The 20198-nt window shown below is 63.2% G+C and carries 18 protein-coding genes and 1 pseudogene; 10 read left to right on the top strand and 9 right to left on the bottom strand.

Features of this window, described 5'->3' with window-relative positions; genetic code table 11:
* Positions 1 to 124 precede the first annotated feature (124 nt).
* Complete coding sequence (gene apbC, locus BTN82_RS23110; RefSeq protein WP_075121412.1) at positions 125 to 1219, top strand: iron-sulfur cluster carrier protein ApbC; 1095 nt, start codon at positions 125 to 127, stop codon at positions 1217 to 1219.
* 72 nt (positions 1220 to 1291) lie between these two features.
* Here apbC and BTN82_RS23105 read toward each other — a convergent pair whose 3' ends face one another.
* Positions 1292 to 2050 carry an SDR family oxidoreductase gene (locus BTN82_RS23105; protein WP_075121411.1) on the bottom strand — a complete coding sequence of 253 codons (759 nt, stop codon included), beginning with the start codon at positions 2048 to 2050 and terminating at the stop codon, positions 1292 to 1294.
* A 159-nt stretch (positions 2051 to 2209) separates the two neighbouring features.
* Here BTN82_RS23105 and BTN82_RS23100 point away from each other — a divergent pair, with 159 nt between their 5' ends.
* The 4 genes from BTN82_RS23100 to groL all read left to right on the top strand — a co-directional run bounded on the left by BTN82_RS23100 (position 2210) and on the right by groL (position 5727).
* A complete protein-coding gene (locus tag BTN82_RS23100; protein ID WP_075121410.1) occupies positions 2210 to 2941 on the top strand; it encodes a HugZ family protein in 732 nt (243 codons plus the stop codon).
* A gap of 66 nt (positions 2942 to 3007) precedes the next feature.
* Positions 3008 to 3484, top strand: coding sequence for an FxsA family protein (locus tag BTN82_RS23095; RefSeq protein ID WP_075121409.1), 477 nt, complete (start codon positions 3008 to 3010; stop codon positions 3482 to 3484).
* Between the two features lie 253 nt (positions 3485 to 3737).
* Positions 3738 to 4031, top strand: a complete 294-nt coding sequence (locus BTN82_RS23090) for a co-chaperone GroES (RefSeq protein ID WP_007932704.1) — start codon at positions 3738 to 3740, stop codon at positions 4029 to 4031.
* A gap of 49 nt (positions 4032 to 4080) precedes the next feature.
* Positions 4081 to 5727, top strand: a complete 1647-nt coding sequence (gene groL / locus BTN82_RS23085; protein ID WP_075121408.1) for a chaperonin GroEL — start codon at positions 4081 to 4083, stop codon at positions 5725 to 5727.
* A gap of 156 nt (positions 5728 to 5883) precedes the next feature.
* Here the strand turns inward: groL and BTN82_RS23080 are convergent, their stop codons facing one another.
* Entirely contained in the window at positions 5884 to 6627 is a 744-nt protein-coding gene (locus BTN82_RS23080) for a phosphatase PAP2 family protein (protein WP_075121407.1), read from the bottom strand.
* A gap of 218 nt (positions 6628 to 6845) precedes the next feature.
* Between BTN82_RS23080 and colR the strand changes: the two genes are divergently transcribed.
* The 5 genes from colR (at position 6846) to BTN82_RS23055 (ending at position 10629) form a co-directional block, all read left to right on the top strand.
* Positions 6846 to 7529, top strand: coding sequence for a two-component system response regulator ColR (gene colR / locus BTN82_RS23075; RefSeq protein ID WP_075121406.1), 684 nt, complete (start codon positions 6846 to 6848; stop codon positions 7527 to 7529).
* Positions 7519 to 8799 carry a sensor histidine kinase gene (locus BTN82_RS23070; protein ID WP_075121405.1) on the top strand — a complete coding sequence of 427 codons (1281 nt, stop codon included), beginning with the start codon at positions 7519 to 7521 and terminating at the stop codon, positions 8797 to 8799. Before colR ends, BTN82_RS23070 begins: the two co-directional genes overlap by 11 nt.
* A gap of 192 nt (positions 8800 to 8991) precedes the next feature.
* Positions 8992 to 9672, top strand: coding sequence for a class I SAM-dependent methyltransferase (locus BTN82_RS23065; RefSeq protein WP_075121404.1), 681 nt, complete (start codon positions 8992 to 8994; stop codon positions 9670 to 9672).
* A gap of 4 nt (positions 9673 to 9676) precedes the next feature.
* The gene (locus BTN82_RS23060) at positions 9677 to 10390 is read left to right on the top strand and encodes a lipopolysaccharide kinase InaA family protein (RefSeq protein WP_075121403.1); all 714 of its coding nucleotides are present in this window, start codon (positions 9677 to 9679) and stop codon (positions 10388 to 10390) included.
* A 2-nt stretch (positions 10391 to 10392) separates the two neighbouring features.
* Positions 10393 to 10629: a hypothetical protein gene (locus BTN82_RS23055; RefSeq protein WP_075121402.1), complete on the top strand. Its 237-nt coding sequence runs from the start codon at positions 10393 to 10395 to the stop codon at positions 10627 to 10629.
* A gap of 57 nt (positions 10630 to 10686) precedes the next feature.
* Here the strand turns inward: BTN82_RS23055 and BTN82_RS31645 are convergent, their stop codons facing one another.
* From BTN82_RS31645 to BTN82_RS23025, 7 genes and pseudogenes are all read right to left on the bottom strand, one after another.
* Positions 10687 to 11778, bottom strand: coding sequence for an efflux RND transporter permease subunit (locus BTN82_RS31645; RefSeq protein WP_261793024.1), 1092 nt, complete (start codon positions 11776 to 11778; stop codon positions 10687 to 10689).
* Between the two features lie 35 nt (positions 11779 to 11813).
* Positions 11814 to 13708 (bottom strand): annotated as a pseudogene (locus BTN82_RS31640) (efflux RND transporter permease subunit).
* A gap of 13 nt (positions 13709 to 13721) precedes the next feature.
* The gene (locus tag BTN82_RS23045) at positions 13722 to 14873 is read right to left on the bottom strand and encodes an efflux RND transporter periplasmic adaptor subunit (protein WP_075121401.1); all 1152 of its coding nucleotides are present in this window, start codon (positions 14871 to 14873) and stop codon (positions 13722 to 13724) included.
* Positions 14874 to 15008: 135 nt separating this feature from the next.
* Positions 15009 to 16106, bottom strand: a complete 1098-nt coding sequence (locus tag BTN82_RS23040) for a DUF1513 domain-containing protein (protein WP_075121400.1) — start codon at positions 16104 to 16106, stop codon at positions 15009 to 15011.
* A gap of 2 nt (positions 16107 to 16108) precedes the next feature.
* Entirely contained in the window at positions 16109 to 17173 is a 1065-nt protein-coding gene (locus tag BTN82_RS23035) for an imelysin family protein (protein WP_075121399.1), read from the bottom strand.
* A 30-nt stretch (positions 17174 to 17203) separates the two neighbouring features.
* A complete protein-coding gene (locus BTN82_RS23030) occupies positions 17204 to 18631 on the bottom strand; it encodes a di-heme oxidoredictase family protein (RefSeq protein ID WP_075121398.1) in 1428 nt (475 codons plus the stop codon).
* Between the two features lie 175 nt (positions 18632 to 18806).
* Positions 18807 to 20147 carry an imelysin family protein gene (locus BTN82_RS23025; RefSeq protein WP_075121397.1) on the bottom strand — a complete coding sequence of 447 codons (1341 nt, stop codon included), beginning with the start codon at positions 20145 to 20147 and terminating at the stop codon, positions 18807 to 18809.
* Positions 20148 to 20198 lie beyond the last annotated feature (51 nt).

Raw genomic sequence — 20198 nt, 5'->3', positions numbered from 1 at the left:
TCAGACCGGTTTCCGGAGCGGCCAGGCGCTGGGATTTATCGCGAGGCGGCTGCTCCCTCGCCACGAATCCGTGTCCGGCGTAGGATAGCCGCCTGATTTTCCAGTCTTGTTATCGGAGTTGCCCATGAGCGCCGTCAATCGCGCAGCGGTGGAAGCCGTTCTTCGCCAATACACCGACCCTTACCTGAACCAGGACCCGGTCAGCGCCGGTTGTGTCCGCGCCATCGAGGTCCAGGGCGATCGGGTAACGGTCCAGCTCGAGCTGGGTTATGCCGCCGGCCTGTTCAAGAGCGGCTGGGCGCAGATGCTGCAACTGGCCATCGAAGGCCTGGACTGCGTGAGTTCGGCCAAGGTCGAAGTCACCAGCCTGATCGCCGCGCACAAGGCCCAGGCGCAGGTTCCCGGCCTGGCCAATGTGAAGAACGTGGTGGCGGTGGCGTCCGGCAAGGGCGGCGTGGGCAAGTCCACCACCGCGGCCAACCTGGCCCTGGCGTTGGCCCGGGAAGGCGCCAAGGTGGGGATTCTCGACGCCGACATCTATGGCCCGAGCCAGGGCATCATGTTCGGCATTGCCGAGGGCACCCGGCCGCAGGTCAAGGACCAGAAATGGTTCGTGCCGATCAAGTCCCACGGGGTCGAGGTCATGTCCATGGCCTTCCTCACCGACGACAACACGCCGATGGTCTGGCGCGGGCCCATGGTCTCCGGCGCCCTGCTGCAACTGGTGACCCAGACCGCCTGGGGCGACCTGGACTACCTGGTGATCGACATGCCGCCAGGCACCGGCGACATCCAGCTGACCCTGGCGCAGAAGGTCCCGGTGGCCGGAGCGGTCATCGTCACCACCCCGCAGGACCTGGCGTTGCTCGATGCGCGCAAGGGCGTGGAGATGTTCCGCAAGGTCAACATCCCGGTGCTGGGCGTGGTGGAAAACATGGCGGTGCACATCTGCTCCAACTGCGGCCATGCCGAGCACCTGTTCGGTGAAGGCGGCGGCGAGAAGCTGGCGACCCAGTACGGCGTCGAGCTGCTGGCTTCGCTGCCGCTGTCGATGCTCATCCGCGAGCAGGCCGACGGCGGCAAGCCGACCGTGATCGCCGAGCCGGAAAGCCAGATCGCCATGGTCTATCAGGAGCTGGCTCGGCATGTCGGCGCGCGCATCGTGTTGCAGGAAGCCGCGGCGCCGGCGATGCCGAACATCACCGTCAGCGACGACTGAGCCGATTAGGCCAACAAAAAGCCCGGTGCAGTGCGCCGGGCTTTTTCATGGGCAGCGGTGCATGGCCGGGGCTCAGACCCGCAAGCCGCCGTCCAGCTCCAGAGTCCGCCCGGTGTAGTAGTCGTTCTCGAAAATGTAGGCGGCCGAATGGGCAATCTCTTCCGGCTTGCCCATGCGCTTGAGCGGGATGCCGGAGGTCATTTTTTCCAGGGCTTCGGGTTTCATGCCCAGGGTCATTTCCGTTTCGATAAAGCCCGGGGCGATACCGGCCACGCGGATACCGTAGCGGGCCAGTTCCTTGGCCCAGGTCACGGTCGCGGCGGCGACTCCGGCCTTGGCGGCGGAGTAGTTGGTCTGGCCGATATTGCCGGCGCGGGAGATCGAGGAGATGTTGACGATCACACCGCTGGTCTTCAGTTCGACCATCTTCGCCGCGACTTCACGGGTGCAAAGGAACACGCCGGTCAGGTTGACGTCGATCACCGATTGCCACTGGGCCAGGCTCATCTTGCTCATCTGGCCGTCCTTGACCTTGAGCAGCAGGCCGTCGCGCAGGATCCCGGCATTGTTGATCAGGCCGTGGATGGCGCCGAAGTCTTCGGCGACCTGGGCGACCATGTGCTCCACCTGTTCTTCACTGGCTACGTTGCACAGGTAGGCGCGGGCTTCGACCCCGGCGGCCTGGCAGGCGGCCACGGCCTGATCGAGCTTTTCCTGGTTCAGGTCGACCAGCGCCAGCTTGGCGCCCTTGCTGGCGAAATACTCCGCCATGGAGCGGCCCAAACCCTGGCAACCGCCGGTGATAATGATTACTTTGTCATTGAGTTGCATTCGCATGCCCCGGTAGCAGGTCTGGAGTGGTGTCCTTCAAGGCGCCTCTCTTGCGCACAGGGCGTGGCCCGATTGCAGATAAGAATTGCCCGATGGCGACTGGAACATTACTCCAGGCGCCCGTCCGTTTTCGACGGATTCTATATAAGGAGTCATAAATTGAGCGTAGAAGCTGCCAAGAATGCACGAGAATTACTGCTCAAGGAATACCGTGGCGTGCTGTCGACGCACTCCAAGGCCATGCCGGGATTTCCCTTCGGCTCGGTGGTTCCTTATTGCCTGGACGAGCAAGGCCGGCCGTTGATCCTGATCAGCCGCATCGCCCAGCACACCCATAACCTGCAGAAAGATCCCAAGTGTTCGCTGCTAGTGGGCGAGCGCGAGGCCGAGGATGTGCAGGCGGTAGGGCGCCTGACCTATCTGGCCGAAGCCGAAAAACTCGAGGACGCCGCGGCGATCGAGGCGGCCGCCGAGCGTTACTACCGCTACTTCCCGGATTCGCAGAACTACCACAAGGCCCACGATTTCGACTTCTGGCTGCTCAAGCCGGTGCGTCATCGCTACATCGGCGGCTTTGGCGCGATCCACTGGATCGAGCAGGTGACCCTGGCTAACCCGTTCGCCGGCAAGGCCGAGCTGAGCATGGTCGAGCACATGAACAGCGATCACGCCAAGGCCATCGCCCATTACGTCGACCTGGCCGGCTTGCCGAAAACCGCGGCGGCGCAACTGGCCGGCATCGATACCGAAGGCATGCACCTGCGGATCGGGCAGGGGGTGTACTGGCTGCCTTTCCCAAACCCTTGTAATACGCCGACACAAGTGCGCGAGGCCTTGGTTTTCCTGGCTCACGCCGAGCAATGGCCGAAAAAAGCCGCTGCCGAGGCTTGAATTCACGAATTGCCAACGTCATCTAAGGTCTACTGGAAGGCATTCTTCCGTAGAGGAAACCATTTGATGCGCCCTTTTCTGTTGCTCTTTCTGCTGTTCCCGGTGCTAGAGCTGTTCGTCTTCGTCAAGGTCAGCGGTGCGATCGGGTTTTTCCCGGCGCTGCTGCTGATCATCCTGGGCTCGATGCTCGGTGTGCTGGTCCTGCGCGTCGCGGGGCTGGCCACGGCATTGCGCGCCCGTGAAAGCCTGAACCGCGGCGAGCTGCCGGCCCAGACCATGCTCGAAGGCCTGATGCTGGCCCTGGCGGGCGGCCTGTTGATCCTGCCGGGTTTCATCAGCGACGTGTTCGGCCTGCTCATGCTGTTGCCGCTCACCCGTCGCCTGCTGGCCAACAAGATGCGCCAGCGCGCCGAAGAACAGGCGATCCGCCAGCGCGCCTTTGCCGACGACATGCAGGCCGCCCGCGGCGGGCCGGTGCCGCAACGCCCTGTGGGGCGCGAGCCGAATGTGATCGAAGGCGAGTTCGAGCACCGCGATTCGTAAGCCCCTCGACGATCGACACGGCACCTTAGGGTGCCGTGTTTGTTTTACCTGACTGAAAATCTGAAAAATTTCACTGGGCAGCCCTTGTAATAAGGTTATGCGCCCTCATGTATCGGTCACCGCAAGGTTTCTGGTGGCGACACCAGACAGACTTCCGCGTCTCGCTCGTCGAGCCGCAACCGGCCACGCCGGATTTGTTAACCCGCCGGTAACGACACCGGCCGCTGAAAACCATAATTAGGAGAGATCGACAATGAAGCTTCGTCCTCTGCATGACCGCGTCGTTATCCGTCGCAGCGAAGAAGAGAAGAAAACCGCTGGCGGTATCGTTCTGCCAGGTTCGGCTGCTGAAAAAGCCAACACCGGTGAAGTTCTTGCTGTAGGTCCAGGCCGCGCTCTGGAAAACGGTGAAGTACGTGCGCTGGCCGTGAAAGTGGGTGACAAGGTTGTGTTCGGCCCTTACTCCGGCAGCAACACTGTGAAGGTAGACGGCGAAGACCTGCTGGTAATGGCCGAGAACGAAATTCTCGCCGTTATCGAAGGCTGATTACCCGCTCATTTTCCCGTTACTACAAAGTATTTAAGGAATATCGATCATGGCTGCTAAAGAAGTTAAATTCGGCGACTCCGCCCGCAAGAAAATGCTCACTGGCGTCAACGTCCTGGCTGACGCGGTAAAAGCGACCCTGGGCCCGAAAGGCCGTAACGTGATCATCGAGAAGAGCTTCGGCGCTCCGACCATCACCAAGGACGGCGTTTCCGTCGCCAAGGAAATCGAACTCGAAGACCGTTTCGAAAACATGGGCGCGCAGCTGGTCAAAGACGTTGCCTCCCGTGCCAACGATGACGCAGGCGACGGTACCACCACCGCTACCGTTCTGGCTCAGTCGATCGTCAACGAAGGCCTGAAAGCCGTCGCTGCCGGCATGAACCCGATGGACCTGAAGCGCGGCATCGACAAGGCGACCATCGCCATCGTCAAGGAACTGAAAAACCTGTCCAAGCCATGCGCCGACACCAAGGCCATCGCTCAGGTAGGCACCATCTCCGCCAACTCCGACAACTCCATCGGCGACATCATTGCCGAAGCCATGGAAAAAGTCGGTAAAGAAGGCGTAATCACCGTTGAAGAAGGCTCGGGCCTGGAAAACGAACTGTCGGTTGTAGAAGGCATGCAGTTCGACCGCGGCTACCTGTCCCCGTACTTCGTCAACAAGCCGGACACCATGGTCGCCGAACTCGACGGCCCGCTGATCCTGCTGGTGGACAAGAAGATCTCCAACATCCGCGAAATGCTGCCAGTGCTGGAAGCCGTTGCCAAAGCCGGCCGCCCACTGCTGATCGTGGCTGAAGACGTTGAAGGCGAAGCCCTGGCGACCCTGGTCGTGAACAACATGCGCGGCATCGTCAAGGTTGCAGCCGTCAAGGCTCCAGGCTTCGGCGACCGTCGCAAGGCCATGCTGCAGGACATCGCCGTTCTGACCGGCGGTACCGTTATCTCCGAAGAGATCGGCCTGAGCCTGGAAAGCACCACCCTGGAGCACCTGGGTAGCGCCAAGCGCGTGACCCTGTCCAAGGAAAACACCATCATCGTCGACGGTGCTGGCGTTCAAGGCGACATCGAAGCACGCATCGCCCAGATCCGTGCCCAGGTTGCCGACACTTCCTCGGACTACGACCGTGAAAAACTGCAAGAGCGCCTGGCCAAGCTGTCTGGCGGCGTAGCAGTGATCAAGGTTGGCGCTGGCTCCGAAGTTGAAATGAAAGAGAAGAAAGCCCGCGTTGAAGACGCCCTGCACGCAACCCGCGCAGCCGTCGAAGAAGGCGTGGTACCTGGCGGCGGCGTTGCGCTGATCCGTGCTCTGGAAGCCCTGAGCGGCCTGAAAGGCGACAACTCCGATCAGGACGTTGGTATCTCTGTTCTGCGCCGCGCTGTTGAAGCACCACTGCGCCAGATCGCTGCCAACTCCGGCGACGAGCCAAGCGTTGTGGTCAACGAAGTCAAGAACGGCAAGGGTAACTACGGTTACAACGCTGCGACTGGCGTGTACGGCGACATGATCGAAATGGGCATCCTGGACCCAACCAAGGTGACTCGTTCCGCTCTGCAGGCAGCATCCTCCATCGGCGGTCTGATCCTGACCACCGAGGCTGCGATTGCCGACGCACCGAAGAAAGACGCTCCAGCTGGCGGCGGTATGCCAGACATGGGCGGTATGGGCGGCATGGGCGGCATGATGTAAGCCAGCCTTACCCCGTACGAAAAAGCCCCGCCTGCGCAAGCAGGCGGGGCTTTTTTATGGGCAGAGGTTCTTGCCTGGGCCGTCGTCATCGCGAGCAAGCTCGCTCCCGCAGAACCCTGCATTCCTTGTAGGAGCGAGCTTGCTCGCGAAAGGACCTCAGGCGTTGACCGGTTCCGCCTCCGCCAGCGGATCGACCTTGCCGGCCGGCCGATAGAGAATGAAGTAGTACGCCCCGAGGCAAATCAGCCAACAGAAAATCGCGGTCCAGACGTTGTGGGAAAAGAAGTGCGCGCCCTGCAGCATGCGGCCGACCGAGAACACCGTGCCGAGGGCAAAGGCAAAGATCAGGGCCTTGCGCGCCAGGCGCGGACGGCGGTCGCGCAGGACAAAAAACAGCGCGAACAAGGTAAAGCCGGTGGCGGCGTGGCCACCGGGCCAGCAACGGCCGGGCTTGTTGGTTTCCGGGCGCGGGCTGAGCAGTTCGCTGTAGGTTTCCTTGCCGCCAAACTCCTTCAGGCTCCACGGGCATTGCACAGCGGTAACCGCCTTGACCGGGGTGACGAATGCGGTGGCCAGGCCCAGCGACAGCACCAGGCAGCCCAGCTCGCGCTTGAAGGGTTTGAGGCGCTGGACGAAGAAGGAGCCGAGGAAACCGACAATGGCCAGCACCGAAAAGACGATGACCAGTTGCTTGGCGCGGTCGTGCAGGATGTCTTCCAGGAAATAACTGTGGCTGCCGATGAAGTCGCCAGCGATGGGGTCGTAGAAGCGCCGGGCCAGGTCCATGTCCAGGGAAGTCAGTTCGAGCAGCAGCAGAATCACGGCTGCCAGGGCGGGAATGCCCAGGCAGATCCACCCGTTCAGAGCTCTGGAGGCGGGGCGGGCAAGGGTCGAGGGCATGGAAAATCCTATGGGGCAAGCGTTGCGGTCGCGGGTTCCCGCGGAGTTTGCAGCCAGGGTTGTCGCGAGCATGTGAACCGTTGGTGAAAAACTCGTCAAGGCTTGAAACCCGCTGGCAGCCTCTGCCGGGGCCGATTGAACTACCCTAGCCGTCAGCCACGCTTGGCCTTAAGCTGCGCGAGCCTAGATGGCCGTAACCCTGTACGGAGAAAGTGCCCATGCGAATTCTACTGGTTGAAGACAACCGCGATATCCTGGCCAACCTGGCTGACTACCTGGGGCTCAAAGGCTATACCGTGGACTGTGCCCAGGACGGTTTGTCCGGCCTGCACCTGGCCGCTACCGAACATTACGACCTGATTGTGCTCGACATCATGCTGCCGGGTATCGACGGCTACACCCTGTGCAAGCGCCTGCGCGAAGATGCCCGTCGCGATACGCCGGTGATCATGCTCACCGCGCGCGATCAACTGGACGATCGCCTGCAAGGCTTCAAGTCCGGGGCCGACGATTACCTGGTCAAGCCTTTCGCCCTGTCCGAGTTGGCGGCGCGTGTCGAGGCGGTCATGCGCCGTACCCAGGGCGGCGGCCGGCGGGCCCTGCAAGTCGGCGACCTGAGTTACGACCTCGATACCCTGGAGGTCACCCGCGAAGGGCGCCTGCTCAAGCTCAACCCGGTAGGGCTGAAGCTGCTGGCGGTGCTGATGCAGAAAAGCCCCCATGTGTTGCGCCGCGAAATCCTCGAAGAAGCGCTGTGGGGCGACGATTGCCCGGACAGCGACAGCCTGCGCAGCCACGTTCATCAACTGCGCCAGGTGATCGACAAGCCGTTCGCCAAGCCGCTGCTGCAAACCGTGCACGGTGTCGGTTACCGCCTGGCCGAGGGTCGTGATGGAGTTTAAGCAAAGCCTTTCCCAGCGGATCATCATCGCCTTTGCGCTGATGAGCGCGCTGGTCGCGGGGGCCTTCGCCCTGGGGATCGTGGCGACGGTGCACCTGGTGGAGGAGAAGCTGATTTCCGCGGGCCTTGGGGGCGACCTTCAGCGCCTGTTGTTGATGGATAACGTTGCCGACTGGAGCCACCGTCCCGAGCCGGACCAGCTGTTTTACTTCAGCGGCGGGCGCGGCGACTTCGAGCTGCCCAAGGACCTGCGGCACCTGGCCCCGGGCTTTCATGAAGTCTTTCGCGAACAGCTGTCGTATCACGCCATGGTCGAGGTGGTCGACGGTCGGCGCTATGTGCTGTTGCAGGATCAGAGTGACTTCGAGGAACGCGAGCGGGTGCTCTTCGCCGTGGTCCTGGTGGGCTTCGTCCTGAGCCTGGCACTGGCGGTGTTTCTGGGCTGGGTGCTGGCGCGCCGGGTCATGGCGCCAGTGGTCCGGCTGGCGCGGCAGGTGCGTCATCGCGATCAATTGCTGGGGTTGGCGCCGCCATTGGCGCCGGACTATGCCGCCGACGAAGTGGGAGAGTTGGCGGTGGCCTTTGACGCCACCTTGGGCCGCTTGCGTCAGGCCTTGAACCGCGAGCGCCTGTTTACCAGCGATGTCAGCCACGAGCTGCGCACGCCGTTGATGGTGCTGGCCAGCTCCTGCGAGCTGCTGCTGGAAAACCCGGCGATCGATCAGCGCGGTCGGGCCCAGGTCGAGCGGATCGCTCGGGCGTGCGGCGAGATGCGCGAACTGGTGCAGACTTTCCTGATGCTCGCCCGCGCCCAGCGCGAAGACGCGAGCATGTCGCCCCGAGCGACCTTGAGCCAGGTGGCCGAGGACTTGATGGGCTTGTGGGGCGAGCCCATCAGGCAAAAGGGCCTCGAGCTGATCTTCGATCCCGGCCAGCCGCTGGATACCCGCTACAACGCCACCTTCCTGCACGCGGTGATGGGCAACCTGTTGCGCAACGCCCTGCATTACACCGAGCACGGTTTCATTCGCCTGAGCCTTGAACCCAGTGGCTTTGTGGTCGAAGACAGTGGCGTGGGCATCCCCGAGGAAAAACGCGAGGCGATGTTCGAGCCCTTCGTGCGGGGCAACGAGCAGCGTGGCGAGGGCCTGGGCCTGGGCTTGTCGCTGGTGCAGCGGATCTGCGAGGACCAGGGCTGGAACGTCACTCTCAGCACCATGGAGCCCAATGGTTGCCGCTTTCATGTCGAGTTGAACCGTCACTCGGCATGAGGTGTCTGTAATTTCTGCGCCGGGGCTGCGCTGCCGGGAATCTTCCTGGTTGATGGCCCCGGGCCACTTGTTAAAGTCTGTAAAACCCTGAAATATTTGCGCTCTGGACCGGACGAAGTTTTCACAAAGACATGACCTGACGCTGACAAGCCGCTGCCTAAGGTGGGGCCATCAGATTCAGGAGACTGTGTGATGGCGACCCCGATCAAGCTGGAATTTTCCGAGAAGTACGACGAACAACATGCGCAGGAGTATCTGCTCAAGCATCAGGACGGCGTATCCCGCCGTTTGTCCCACAAGCGTGACGAGCAATTGGCGCGTGCCGCGCTGGCCATGGCCGGCGAGCCGGGCCTGGTGCTCGACCTGCCCTGTGGGGCCGGGCGTTTCTGGCCATTGCTGGCGGAAAAACCCAACCGCGTGATTATCGGTGCGGACAACTCCGCGGCGATGTTGAAGATTGCCACGGTGGCGCAACCGGCCGAAGTGGTGAAACGGGTACAACCCTTGCAGACGTCTGCATTCGACATCGACCTGCCGGATAACGCCGTCGACAGTATTTTCTGCATGCGGCTGTTGCACCACATTGGCGAATCGGCCCATCGGCTGGCTCTGCTGCAGGAGTTTCAGCGGGTTACCCGGGACAGCGTGATCGTTTCGTTGTGGGTCGATGGCAACTTCAAGGCCTGGAAACGCAAGCGCATGGAAGCTCGGCGCACGCAGGAGTCCGGGCAGGAAGGTTACCAGAACCGTTTTGTGTTACCGGCTGCTACGGTTGAAGAAGAATTCAAGCAGGCGGGTTTTCGCGTCCAGGATCACCTGGACTTTTTTCCGCTCTACGCCATGTGGCGAGTCTACGTATTACGCAAGAGGTAACAGGATGGCCGTTGATTGTGCACCGGAAATGGAAGTCGCCGCCGCAGACCGTTTCGATCACTTCTGGAGTCGCCAGGGCGAGTGGGTCGAAGAGCCCAACCGGCGTCGTGGCGGAGAAAGTGGCGTTCAACGTATTCCGGGCACCGATGGGCGCGTGCTGTATGCCAAGCGCCAGACCGGCCATATCTATCGCAGTTGGTTGCACCCCTTCGGCCGCCCCACGGTGCTGCGCGAGCAGGATGCGCTCAAGGGCCTGAGCCGGCTCAACGTGAATGTGCCGCACCTGGTATTCTGCGGTGCCCAGCGGGATGCACAGGGCCAGTGGCGTGCCTTGCTGGTGACCGAGGCGCTGGACGGTTTCGTGGAGATCGACCACTGGTACGCCGCCGGCGAGCGTGAACGTCATGGCGAGGTGCTGCACGACCGAGTGCTCAAGGAATTGGCGGCCACCTTGGCGCGGATGCACCAGGGTCGCTGGCAGCATGGCTGCCTGTATATCAAGCACGTTTTCGTGCGGGTCAGCGGTGAAGGAGACGCAGCAGAGGTGGCTATCGCCCTGCTGGATTTCGAGAAATGCCGCCAGCGCCTGAGCGCTAAACGGGCCGCGGCCCACGACATGAAACAATTGCGTCGCCACTCGTCGTGGAACGCCACGGACTGGGACAAACTCTACTATTTTTATAAGACGGCGTTTGGCAGCGCTATCAAAGGTTTATAGCGATGAAGCTAGAAATTGCTCGAGGTATTTTTTTAGTAGGAGCCTTGGCAGTTGCCTCCTTGGCGGTGGCGGCTTGGGAGCAGCCGCGCACGGAGGTTTTAAGCAGTACGCAGGCAGGGGCGCATTGTCCTTTGCCACGGGTCGCCAAAGTGCCCAAGACAACCGCGGCGGCCAGACCCGATCAGGATCTTTTGTTGTTCATGTTCGGCCTGACTCAGGCAATGAAGCCACAGAGTTGAAGACACTCGAACCCGGATAAAAGGCCTCGCATCGCGAGGCCTTTTTGTTGGCGGCGATCATCGCTCTGTCTTGGCCAGCAGGGTGTAGATGCAGGGCAGCACGAACAGGGTGAACAGGGTGCCGATCGACATCCCCGTGGCGATCACCGTACCGATGTCGAACCGGCTGACCGCGCCGGCTCCGGTGGCGAGGATCAGCGGCACCATGCCGAAGACCATCGCCGCGGTGGTCATCAGTACCGGCCGCAGGCGAATGGCGGCCGCCGCCTCCACGGCCTCGCGCGGGGTCAGCCCCTGGTCCTTGCGCAGCTGGTTGGCGAACTCGACGATCAGGATCCCGTGCTTGCTGATCAGGCCGATCAGCGTCACCAGCCCGACCTGGGTATAGATATTCATGCTCGACCAGCCGAGAAACAGTGGGATCAAGGCGCCGCAGATCGACAGCGGCACCGTCACCAGGATCACCACCGGATCGCGGAAACTCTCGAACTGCGCCGCCAGCACCAGGAAAATGATTGCCAGCGCCAGGCCGAACGTCACCCACAGCGCGCTGCCTTCCTGGACGAATTGACGCGAAGCGCCGGCATAGTCGAAGGCGTAGCCGGGCGGCGCTTCTTCCTCGGCAATCCGGCGCACCGTCTCGATCGCCTCGCCCATGCTGACGATCGGGAAACCGGAAATGGTCGCGGCGTTGAGTTGCTGGAACTGGTTGAGTTGCCGCGGGCGGGCGCGATCGCTGACGGTGATCAGGGTCGACAGCGGCAGCGCCTCGCCCTTGGTGTTCTTCACGTAGTAGTTGCTCAGCCACTCGGGGTTGTCGCGATAGGCCCGCTCGACTTGGGCAATGACCTTGTAGCTGCGCCCGTCGATGGTGAAACGGTTGATTTCCGCCTCGCCGAGCAAGGTCGCCAGGGTGCCGCCCAGGTCCTGCATCGAGACGCCCATCTGCGCCGCCTTGGCCCGGTCGATGTCGACCACCACCTCCGGCTTGTCGAACGCCAGGTCGATATCGACGAAGGCGAATTTGCCTGACTCCATGGCGCGCTTCTTCACCCGCTCAGACAGCTCGAGCAGCGATTCGTAATCGTTGGCGCTGTTGATGATGAACGCGAACGGCAGCCCTTCGCCGGTGCCGGGCAGGGACGGCAGGTTGAAGCCGAAGACCTGCAGCCCGGCGATGCTCGTCAGCTTGCCCTGGACTTCGGGAGGATCTGCATCTGCGTGCGCTTGCGTTCGTTCCAGGGCTTGAGCAGGAAACCGCCGATACCCGATTGCACGCCGTTGAAGCCGTTGATCTGGAACGACGAGTAGTACTCGGGAAACGCCTTGAAGATTTCCAGGAACTCGTCGGTATAGGCGTTGAGGTAATCCAGGTTGGTCGGCTGGGGCGCGGTGGCCATCATGAAAATGATGCCCTGGTCTTCGTCCGGAGCCAGCTCCGACTTGGTGAATTTGAGCAAGACCGGGATCAGGCACAGCACGATCAGGGCGAACACCAGCACCACTGGCCGTGTGTCGAGGGTGCCGTGCAGCAGGCGTTGGTAGCGCCGCTTGAGGCCCTCGAAGATCAGGTCCAGGCGATAGGCCAGGCCGCTGGGGTTCTGTTCGTGGCGCAGCAGCAGGGCGCACATCATCGGCGACAGGGTCAGGGCGACGATGCCGGAAATCACCACGGCGCCGGCCAGGGTCAGGGCGAACTCCTTGAACAGCGCGCCGGTGAGCCCCTGTAAAAAACCGATCGGGGCATAGACCGCGGCCAGGGTGATGGTCATCGACACCACCGGCATGGCGATTTCCCGGGCGCCTTCCAGGGCCGCGTCCAGCGGCGTCTTGCCTTCCTCCATGTGCCGGTGGATGTTTTCCACCACCACGATCGCGTCGTCCACCACCAGGCCGATGGCGAGCACCATCGCCAGCAGGGTCAGCAGGTTGATCGAGTAGCCCATCAGTTGCATGAAGAACATCACGCCGATCATCGACAGGGGAATGGTGACCACCGGGATCACCACCGAACGCAGCGCGCCAAGGAACAGGAACACCACCACGATCACGATCAGCACGGCTTCGAACAGGGTCTTCAGCACTTCGTTGATCGAGGCCTGGATGAACAGCGTGGCGTCGTAGGCAATCTCGGACTTGAGGTTGGGCGGCAGCTGGGCCTCAAGCTCGGGCATGATCTTGCGCACTTCCTTGATCACTTCCAGCGGGTTGGCACCGGGCGTCGCCTTGATGCCGATGTACACCGAGGGGATGCCGCCGAAGGAGCTGATGGCGTTGTAGTTCTCCGCGCCCATCTCCACCCGGGCCACGTCGCTGAGCAGTACCCGGCTGTCGCCCGCGGTCCTTAAGGGATGGCGGCGAAGGCTTCGGCGGATTTCAGCTCGGTGTTGGCATTGATGCTGGTGACCACGTACTCGCCCTTGACCTCGCCGGCCGCGGACAGGAAGTTGTACTGGCGCACCGCGTTGCTCACGTCGCTGGCGCTCAGGCCGTAGCCGGCGAGCTTGACCGGGTCCAGCCACAGGCGCATGGCGAATACCTGGTTGCCGAGGATCTCGGCCTCGGCCATGCCCGGCAGGGTCGCCAGCTTCGGCTGGATCACCCGCGACAAGTAGTCGGTGATCTGCGGGTTGTTCAATTCCTGGCTGAAGAAACTGATGTACATCAGCGCCGAGGCGTCGGCGGCCTCCTTGCGCAGCACCGGGTCCTCGGCGTCCTGGGGCAGCTTGTTCTTCACCTCGTTGGCCTTGGCCAGCAGGTCGGTGGTCAGGCGGTCGCTGTTGGAGCCGATGCGGGCATAGATCGAAATCACCGAAAAGTTCTGGCGGCTGACCGAGGTCATGTAGTCGATGCCCTCGGCGCTGGCCAGGCTCTGTTGCATCGGCTGGGTGATGTAGCCCTGGATGGTCTCGGCGTTGGCCCCGGGATAGGCGGTGGTTACCGTGATCAGGGCGTTTTCCATTTGCGGGTACTGGCGCAGCGGCAGTTTGCTCCAGGCCTGCAAGCCCAGCAGCACGATCAGCAGGCTGACCACGGTGGCCAGTACCGGACGGCGGATGAACGGATCGGTAAAGGCCATGGGGGTTCCTCGATCAGTTCGCGCGTGGCGGGCGGTTCTGCTCGGCGGGCAGCATTTTGTCCGGGGTGATGGCGATGTGGACGCCATGGTCCAGCTTGATCTGCCCGGCGCTCACCACCTGTTCGCCGTCGCTCAGGCCCTTGTTGATCAGCACCAGGCCGTTGCGCCGTTCGCCGGTCTCGATGAAGCGCCGTTCGGCGATCAGTACCGGCTGACCCTTGGCGTCCTTTTCCGTGCTGCCGTCGGCGGCCTTTTTCTCGCTCACCACGTACAGCGAGTTGCCGTACAGGGTGTAGGTAATGGCGCTTTCCGGCACCACCACCCGAGGCCGCGGATCGGGCAGCAGCACCTGCAGGTTGGCGAACATCCCCGGCAGCAACTTGCCGTCGGGGTTGGCCAGGGTGGCGCGGACCTGCACATTGCGCGTGCTGTCCTCGACCTTGGGGTTGATGGCGCTGATGGTGGCGTCGAAGCGTTCCGCCGGATAGGCCGAGACCGTCACCTCGACCGGCTGGCCCAGGGCGATTTTCGGCACGGCCTGTTCCGGGACGAAGAAGTCCACGTACAGGCTGCTGAGGTCCTGCAGGGTGGCGATCACCGTGCCGCTGGCCAGGTAGTCGCCGACATCCACCTGGCGGATGCCGACGGTGCCGCTGAAGGGCGCGAGCATGCGTTTTTTCGCCAGCGCGGCCTTGAGCTGGTTGACCGTGGCCTTGTTCTTTTGCAATTGCGCCGACAAGCGATCGTATTCGCCGCGGGAAATCGCCTGGCTGCCCACCAATTGGCTACCGCGGCCGAAGTCCAGCTGGGATAGGCCCAGGTCGGCCTGGGCGGTTTCCAGCAGGGCGCTTTCCACGGCGCTGTCGAGTTGCAGCAGCGCTTGCCCGGCCTTGACCTTCTGCCCGGACTCGAATTGCAGTTCCTTGACGGTTCCGGCCACTTCCAGGCGCAGGTCGACCCCCTGCAGGGCCTTGAGGGTACCGACCGTGGGCAGGCGGTTTTGCCAGGGTTGTTCGCGAGCCGTGGCCACGGCCACGCTGATCGGCGGCTTGGGCGCCGAGAACAGCTGGATCTGCCGATAGATGGAGAGGGCCTTGTAGCCCGCCAGCAACAGCACGATCAGCAGGACGACACCCAACATGATGAGCAGGCGGCGACGCAGCATATTCCGGTTCCTTGGAAAACGACGCGGGGAAAACGAAGCAGATAGCCGGGGACATTACTCCGACTTTCCGGGGGCTTCCAGATGACAATCCGGTTATCTGGAGTCCCTTTTTCCGATCTTGTACGGGGGCGAAAACTAGACCAGGTGCAAATGGTTGTCCCAGAGCCCTGCCGGTAGATCCAGGGGTTTTGCCACCAGTTGTTTCTGCCGGCAGTCGTAGAAGCGGCAACGCCCCTGGCCCGAGGTCACGACAAAACCGTCCGCCACCGCGCCCACGCCGGCACAGTCCGGCAGGGGAGCGTCCAGGCGCACTTCGGCGCTGTCCAGGTCCCAGATGAAAAAGCGGTTGCCGCGCGGCGCGGTGAGGGCCACCAGGCGCAGGTCGCTGTGTACGGCCACGCTCGCCGTGTAGTGCCCCATCGCCTGCAACTGGTGTTCGGCCACCGGGAACGCCTGGAACGGCTGTCCCGGCCGCTTGATCGCCAGCAGTTGCGACGACTCGTGGGCATCGCCCATGAACTGTTGGCCGGTGACGATGGTGCCATCGCCGGCAATCCCCATGTGGCGCACGCTGTTCATCTGCTGGGCCAGGGTTTCCTTGCTCAGCAGGGTGCCGTCGCGCTGCATCAGTACCAGGCTCGGCTCCATGGCGTTGAGGTTCATTTCCACGCGGCTTTCGGCCTCGGTGCGAATACCGCCGTTGGCCACCACCAGGGTCTCGCCGTCCGGCAGCCACGACACCTGGTGCGGGCCGATGCCGTGGGTCGGGATCTCGCCGCTGTGCACCAGGCGCTCACCCTCGAAACGGTACACGCCGAGCAGGCCACGGCCGGGGTCGCGGGTATCGTTCTCGGTGGCGTACAGCCAGTCGCCGCTCTTGTGGATCACCGCGTGGCCGTAGAAGTGCCGGTTCGGCTGCGAGACCAGGGTTTGCAGCAAGGCGCCGTCGCGCAGGTCGATCAGGTAGCTTTCGGTGCCCGGGCGTCGGGCGACGAACAAGGCGATCGGCAATGTCGGGTGGTTGATGATGTCATGGCAGCGTTGGCCGACCTGGGTGGCGAACACTGGCTTGCCGTCCAGGCGATAGCCGACCGCGTAGTGCTTGCCGTCGCCGTCATCGCGCGCCGAGAGCAGTAGCGGGCCTTGGTCCTTGTGCTTGAACAGGGTCCAGCCACCCAGCGTGACGGCGCTCAGCAGCAGGCTGCCGAGTGCCAAAGCCTGACGTCGCAGCATGATCAGTCACCGTCGTTGGCGTTGAAGCCCAGTTGGATGCCCAGCGCCTTGGCCAGCTCGCCTTCGTGCAGGCGGTGGACGACGTTGAGGCTGTCGTAGATGTCGTTCAGTTGCTGGCGGCCGGCGTCGTCGGCCAGCAGTTCGGTCAGCGAGCGTTGGGTGCTGGCGAAGAGTTTCAGCGAGGCGGCGTAGGCGGCGTCGATCTTGTCAGCCAGCGGCTTTTGCTCGGCCGGCAGCAGGCCGCGCAGGCCCTTGTTGTCGACCCCGGCCCAGACGGTCTGGGCCGCAGCGAGGCTGGCTTCCAGGCTCTGCATGGACGACTGGCTGCGCCAGGCATCGGCCTGGAACGGCTGTGGAATGCCCTTGCTCTGACGGCCCATTGGCGTGCCGAGTTTTTTCTTCAGGGTGTCCAGCGCGGTGACCTGGACCCGCAGCAGGTCGGCGATGGCCTCATGGGAGTCGGCGTAACGCTGGTTGGGGAACTTGCTCATCTGCGCGAGCATGCCGTCGTTGCTGTTCCAGCGCGACAGGATCTCTTCGGCCAGTTGCTTCTGGCGTTCGCCGATCGCGGTCAGCAGCGGGCAGTAGCGGGCTTTCTGCTCGCTGTTGGCCATGTCGATCTTGCTGTCGAAGAGGATGTACTCGTAGGCCGACAGGCCCTGCACCACGACGCTGGACTTGGCCAGGGCGGCGGCATCGATCTGCGGCGTAGCGGTGACCAGTTGCTCGACCTGACGGCCGACCAGGTTCTTCTTGTCCGGCCAGAACTGCACCTGCCAGGAGCGGTTGCCCTCGGCCAGCGGGCCAATCAGCAGCGGTTGCAGCTCGGCCCAGGCTTTCTGCGCGTGCAGGAAGTCGGCGCGGGCGGTGTCCAGGTTTTGCTTGCCTTCACAGAAGGCCAGGGCGCTGATCGCCAGTTGGCGGTCGGCGTCGACCCAGCGGCTGTAGGTCGGCAGGATCACCTGTTTGGCGATGGCCGCCGAGGTCACGGCTTGTGGGTCCTGCGGCGAGCAGGCGCCCAGGGCGAGTGCGGCAAGGCTGGTGAACAACAGCTTGGGACGGAACATGGTCGGGCTCCCGTTTCTTGTAAGAAGGCGTTAAAGAGAATTCAGGAATGCCAGCAGCGCGGCGCGCTGCTCGGCGTTGAAGGATAGAACCTGTTGCTGCGCCGCCTGGGCTTCGCCGCCGTGCCAGAGCACGGCTTCGAGCAGGTTGCGGGCGCGACCGTCATGCAGGAACTGGGTGTGGCCGCTGACCGTCTGCGTCAGGCCGATGCCCCACAGCGGCGGCGTACGCCAGTCGCGGCCGCCGGCCTGGAATTCACTGCGGTTGTCGGCCAGGCCGTCGCCCATGTCGTGCAGCAGCAGGTCGCTGTAGGGGCGGATCACTTGATTGGCCAACTCGGGTTCCGCGGCGTCGGCGGCGGTGGTGAATTGCGGCGTATGGCAAGACTGGCAGCCCGCCTGGTGGAACAGGTTCTTGCCGGCCAGGACCTGTGGCGAGTCGACGTCGCGCCGCGCCGGCACCCCCAGGTTGCGGCTGTAGAACAGCACCAGGCGCAGGATGTTGTCGCTGACTTCCGGTTCGCCGTCCGGGCCGTTGCCGTTAGGGGCTTGCTTGCAGGCGGTCTGGGCGTCGGTGCAGTCATCGAAGGGTCTCAGGGAGGTGGTCAGGCCCATATCACCAGAGAACGCGTGAACATTTTGTTGATTGAGGTTGGGTTGCCCGGCTTTCCAGCCAAAACGTCCGAGCACGGTCTTCTGTTGCGCGTCGTCCCAGACCCGGTTCGGTCGCCCGGCGATGCCGTTGCCGGCCTTGGCCTGGGCTTGGGCATTGGCCAGGATCGCTGCCTCGGGAATGGCCTCGAGCAGGCCCAGGCCGATCATCGGCGGCGCCACGCGCGCCGAGAAGCGGGTGTCGGGATGCATCGGGCCGTAGCCGAGCTGGGTGATCTGCAACTTGGGCCTGCGCAGTTCGACTTCGCTGCCGTCCTTGAAGCGTACGGTCTGCGGTTCGTACTCGACCCGGACCTTGCCTTCCGGGGCGACGCCGGGCACCGCCATGTCCTGGAACTGTCCGCCGTACACCGGCTCGGGCACGACGCCCAGCTGCTCGATGACCTTGGCATAGGCCGGTTCATTGGGGATCGACAGGCGCACCAGCATCGACACGGCATTGTCCGAGTCGGGCGTGGGCGGGTGGCCACGGCCGTCCTTGATATGGCAGTTCTGGCAGCCGTTGGTGTTGAACAGCGGACCCAGGCCGTCGCGGGCGGTGGTGGTCGACGGCGCGATCACCCAGGGGCTGCGGAAGAAACTGTTGCCAACGCTGAAGTCCAGGCGGCGGGTCGGCGACAGGTTGGCCGACGGCATGGAAAAGGCGTTCTGGTCGCTCTTGCGCACGGTCGCCGCACCGCCGGAACGCGCTTCGCCCGGCTCGGCCTTGGTAAAGCGCGGGGCGTCGTCGCAGGCACTCAGGCTCAAGGCCATGAGCAGCACTGACCAGCGAAGCAGCGACGGGGGCATCGGATATCCTGCGAGACGGGCAAACAAAGGCGCAAAGTCTAACAGGGCGGGGGAGTTTGAATAAGAGGAATTATCGTTCCGCTTGACGTGGGACAACCTGGGCGAAAGCCACAGGGAATGTAGGCGGCACAAAAAAGGCGACCCGAAGGTCGCCTTTTCATGGGAGCAGCGGCGATCAGAATTCGTGATCGGCGTTGTCCGGGTTCAGGTCGCTGATGCCCAGCTTGCCCGCGGCCTGTTCGATCGAGCCGGTCTGCTTGACCAGCGCGGCGATGGCGTCACGCACGATCTGGTTGCCCGCGTCGTTGCCGGCGGCGATCAGCTGGTCGTAGTGCTCGCCCTTGTTGGCGTGGTCGACCATGACCTGGATCTTGGCTTCGGTAGCGGCCAGATCGTTTTTCAGCGCGGTGTCGGCGGCCGGGTCGACTTTCGCCACCAGCGACGACAGGCTGGCACCGGTCAGCTTGGTGCCGTCGACGCGGGTGTACTCGCCCAGGTAGACGTTGCGGATGCCCTTGGCGTCGTAGAAATGCGAGTTGTGGGTGTTGTCGCTGAAGCAGTCCTGCTCGTCTTCAGGGGAGTTGGCTTCCAGGGAAACCTTCATGCGCTCGCCCGCCAGTTCGCCCAGGGACAGGCTGCCCATGCCGAACAGCATCTTGCGCAGGCCGCTTTCAGCCGGTTCCGCTTCCAGGGTGGCGCGGTAGTTGTCGGCCACGTTCGGCTTCCAGTTGCCGACCATTTCTTCCAGGTCGCTGACCAGCAGTTGGGTCACGGCCTTCAGGTAGGCGCGACGACGCTCGTTGTGGCCGCCGGTGGCGCCGGCGCCTTCCAGGTAGTCGGAGGCCGGACGGTTGCCGGCGCCAGGGCCGGTGCCGTTCAGGTCCTGGCCCCAGAGCAGGAATTCGATGGCGTGGTAGCCGGTGGCGACGTTGGCCTCGGAACCGCCCAGCTCGTTGAGGCTGGCGAGTTTTTCCGGGGTGATGTCTTTCACGTCGACCTTGTCTTCGCCGACCTGGACTTCAGTGTTGGCGATGATGTTGGCGGTGGCGCCCGGGTTGCCCAGCGCATGCTCGTAGGACTTGTCGACGTAGTCGATCAGGCCTTCGTCCAGCGGCCAGGAGTTCACCTGGCCTTCCCAGTCGTCGACGATGGTGTTGCCGAAACGGAACACTTCGCTCTGCAGGTAAGGCACGCGAGCGGCAACCCAGGCAGCCTTGGCGGCTTTCAGGGTGTCGGCGTTGGGTTTGGCGAGGAACGCGTCGATCGCGGTCTGCAGGGTCTTCGCGGTGGATTCGGCATCGCTGTAGACGGCGAAGACCATGTCGGCGTAATGCGCGACGACAGCCTTGGCAGCCGCTTCATCGACCTTGCCGGCGGCAGGCGCGGCGGGGGCTGCGGTGCTGGAGGCCGGGGTAGCGGCTTGTGGCGCGGCAGCCTTGTCTTTGCCTTCGCCGCAACCGGCGAGGGAAATAGCGATGGCCAACAGACTGGCGGTAGCCAGAGGCATACGAATCATGGCGAACATCCTGCTTCGAGAGAGGGGTGGACTGGCGCGGGGGCGCGCAAA

Origin of the sequence: Pseudomonas chlororaphis, assembly GCF_001921865.1 — a bacterium.
Classification (GTDB): domain Bacteria; phylum Pseudomonadota; class Gammaproteobacteria; order Pseudomonadales; family Pseudomonadaceae; genus Aquipseudomonas; species Aquipseudomonas chlororaphis_D.
This window is presented reverse-complemented; position numbering and strand designations above follow the sequence as displayed.